Below are 3,383 nucleotides of genomic sequence, written 5' to 3'. Positions count from 1 at the left end.
CCCCGGCGACGTGGTCGCGGTCGGGCTGCCCCGCCGGGCCGAGCTGGTGGTCACCCTGCTGGCCGTCTGGTCGCTGAGGGCCGCGTTCCTGCCGGTCGACCCGAAGCATCCGCAGGCTCGGCTGGACACCCTGCTCGACACCGCGGACGCGCGGTTCGCCGTGCTGGCCGATCCGCAGACGACCCGCCCGGACTGCCGGGTCGTGGCGCCACCGGCCGGTGACCCGCTCCCGGCTGCGGCCCCGCTTCCCGCCGGCGACCCGCCGACCGGCGACGACCTCGCGTACGCGATGTCGACCTCCGGCTCGACCGGTCGGCCCAAGGTGGTCGGGGTGTCGCACGCGGCGCTGGCGCACTGCGTCGTCACCTTCGCCGACCTGCTGGCCCCCGGCACCCCGACGGTGGCCGGCACGACGGCGCTGACCTTCGACATCTCGCTGCTCGAACTCTTCCTGCCGCTGGCGACCGGTGGCCGGCTGCTGCTGGTCGACGACGCGACGCGGCGGGACCCGGCCCGACTGGGCGGGTACCTCTCCGCCGCCCGGCCCGACCTGATCCAGGCCACGCCGTCGGGCTGGCGGCTGATCCTGCCGCACCTCTCGGGCGACCTGGCCGGGCGGACGCTCCTCTGCGGCGGCGAGGCGGTCACCGCCGACCTGGCGGCCCGCCTGGTGGACACCGGTGCCACCGTGTGGAACGTCTACGGCCCGACCGAGGCCACCATCTGGTGCACCGCCCACCGGCTCGGCCCTCCGGTGCCCGACCCGGTGCCGATCGGCGCACCGCTGCCGGGCACCGTCGCCGTCGTCCGGGGCCGGGACGGGCGGCCGGTCCCGGTGGGCCAGGTCGGTGAGCTGCACGTCGGCGGTCCGCAGCTCGCCGTCGGGTACCTCGGCGACCCCGAGCGCACCGCCGTGGTGTTCCGGGACGACGAGTACCGCACCGGTGACCTGTGTGCCTGGCGTCCGGACGGCACGTTGTCGTACCACGGGCGCGCCGACAACCAGGTCAAGATCCGGGGACACCGGATCGAGCTCGAAGAGATCGAGACGTACGCCGAGCGCCATCCGGCGGTGATCCAGGCGGCGGCGGTGGTCGTCACCGCGGCCGAGGACGACCAGCGGCTCGTGCTGTACGTGCGGACCGGCGGGGACGGTCCGGCCGTCACCGACGTGGCGCTCCGCGAGCACCTGGCGGCGTCGCTGCCCACCGCGTTGCTGCCGCAACGGATCGTCGCGCTACCGGAGCTGCCCCTCACGCCCAGCCAGAAGGTCGACCGGCGGGCGTTGCGGGAGGCGGCGACGGCACACATCCACCGTCGGGCCGGCTCCGAGGAGACGCCATCATGAAGGTTCTGGGCATCAGCGGGCTGCACAACAGCGTCGACTTCAAACGCCGCGAGCTGCCGGACCTCAGTGCCCGCGAGTACCGGGTGGTGCAGGGCCTGGACTCGGCGGCGGCACTCGTGGTGGACGGTGTGGTGCGGGCCGCGGCGGCCGAGGAGCGGTACACCGCCGAGAAGGCGACTGGCAGCTTCCCGGCGCACGCGATCCGCGACGCGCTCCGGCGTACCGGCGTCACCCCCGACGAGATCGACGTCGTCGCGCACGGTTTCGCCCACCGGTCCGCCGACCTGGACCTGTCCGACCCCTACCTGGCCGCCCGGTACGCCGAGGTCTACGACCCCGACGTGCAGCTGACCTGGCTGCGGCGGGAGTTCCCGAGCGTGGACTGGGCCGCCAAGCTGGTGCCGGTCCCGCACCACCTCGCCCACGCCGCGAGCGCCTACTACCCCAGCGGGTACGACGAGGCGCTGGTCCTGGTCGCGGACGGGATGGGGGAGACGGAGAGCCTGACCGTGGCCGCCGGCACCGGCGGCAAGCTGGAGGTCCTGCACCGCATTCCCGCGCTGCACTCGATCGGCACGCTCTACGGCGTCTTCACCATGTACCTCGGCTTCGACATGATGATGGACGAGTACAAGGTGATGGGCCTGGCCGCCTTCGGGGACCGGCGGGTCCACTACGCCGAGATGTCGAAGCTGGTCAAGCTGCTCGACGGCGGCACGTTCACGGTGTCCGCGCTCGCCGCCGACCGGAACCTGCGGGAGCGGGAGACGCACCGGGGCGTGCTGGCCCTGCTCGCCGAGCGCTTCGGCCCGCCCCGCCAGCCGGGTACGCCGATCGAGCAGCGGCACCGGGACGTCGCCGCCGCCCTCCAGGCGGTGGTGGAGCTCTGCCTGGTGCACGTGCTGCGGCACTTCCGGCGCGAGACCGGGCTGCGGGACCTCTGCTACGCCGGTGGTGTCGCCCTGAACTGCTCCGCCAACGGGGTGATCGCCCGCAGCCGACTCTTCGAGCGCATCTTCATCCCGCCGGGCGCGGGCGACGACGGCTCGGCTGTCGGCGCGGCCCTCTACGTGCAGGCCCAGCAGGAGCCGTCGACGCGGATCCCGGCGATGTCCATGCCGTACTGGGGCACCTCGTACACCGACGAGGAGATCGGCGCGGCCATCGGGAGCCGGACCGACGTGGTGGTGCGGCACGTACCGGAGCGGGCGCGGCTGCTCGCCGAGACCGCCGAGGCGCTGGAGGCCGGCGAGGTCGTCTCGTGGTTCCAGGGCGGGATGGAGTTCGGCCCCCGGGCGCTGGGCAACCGCAGCATCCTCGCCGATCCCCGCGAGGCGCGGATGCGCGACCACATCAACGCGTTGATCAAGCGCCGGGAGGACTTCCGTCCGTTCGCGCCGGTGGTCACCGAAGAGGCGGCGTCCACGTACTTCGAGATCGAGCCGGGGGACGAGGAGCGCTTCCGGCACATGCTGTTCACCACCCGCACCAGGTCGGAACACCGGGACTCGCTGGGCGCGGTCACCCACTTCGACGGCACCGCCCGGGTGCAGGTCGTCACCCGCGAGGGCAACCCGCTGCTCTGGGAGCTGCTCACGGCGTTCGCTGACCGCACCGGCATCCCGGTCCTGCTGAACACCTCCTTCAACCTGCGCGGACAGCCCATCGTGCGGACCCCGGAGATCGCCGTCGACACGCTGCTGCGCGGCGGCCTGTCCCGCCTGGTCATCGGGGCGTACACGGTCACGCCGCCGGATGCCGGCGGGGACCGGCCATGACCGTCGAGGTCAGCCGGGACCCGCTGGTGGCCGCGACGCTGGCCGCCGACGACGAGGTGATGCCCGGCCTGTCGTTCCGTCGTGGTGAGGTCACCCGAGCGCTCGCCGTCGGCGAGGCGGACCTGACCGCCCTCGCCGACGACCTCGGCACCACGCCGGCGGCGGTGCTGACCGCCGCGACGCAGGCCCTGGTGGCCGGCGACCGGGGCCGGACCTGTCTATTATACCCATCTCCGAGCCCACGAGACTAGCGCTCA

The 3,383-nt window shown here is 73.6% G+C and carries 3 protein-coding genes; all 3 read left to right on the top strand.

What is annotated here, in order from left to right:
- A partial coding sequence (locus EYA84_RS29160; protein ID WP_131057229.1) for an amino acid adenylation domain-containing protein occupies positions 1-1,348 on the top strand: 1,348 nt, incomplete at its 5' end.
- On the top strand, positions 1,345-3,126 hold the full coding sequence (locus EYA84_RS29155) for a carbamoyltransferase C-terminal domain-containing protein (RefSeq protein ID WP_131057226.1): 1,782 nt from the start codon (positions 1,345-1,347) through the stop codon (positions 3,124-3,126). The genes EYA84_RS29160 and EYA84_RS29155, both read left to right, overlap by 4 nt.
- Positions 3,123-3,377, top strand: a complete 255-nt coding sequence (locus EYA84_RS29150) for a hypothetical protein (RefSeq protein WP_131057224.1) — start codon at positions 3,123-3,125, stop codon at positions 3,375-3,377. The genes EYA84_RS29155 and EYA84_RS29150 overlap by 4 nt, the downstream gene beginning before the upstream one ends.
- Positions 3,378-3,383 lie beyond the last annotated feature (6 nt).

The sequence above is a fragment of the Verrucosispora sp. SN26_14.1 genome (assembly GCF_004307965.1).
In the GTDB taxonomy this organism is placed as follows: domain Bacteria; phylum Actinomycetota; class Actinomycetes; order Mycobacteriales; family Micromonosporaceae; genus Micromonospora.
This window is presented reverse-complemented; position numbering and strand designations above follow the sequence as displayed.

Excerpts from the sequence above, each read along its gene's own strand:
- EYA84_RS29150 (WP_131057224.1), top strand. The coding sequence starts at position 3,123 with ATGACCGTCGAGGTCAGCCGGGACCCGCTGGTGGCCGCGACGCTGGCC.
- EYA84_RS29155 (WP_131057226.1), top strand. The coding sequence starts at position 1,345 with ATGAAGGTTCTGGGCATCAGCGGGCTGCACAACAGCGTCGACTTCAAA.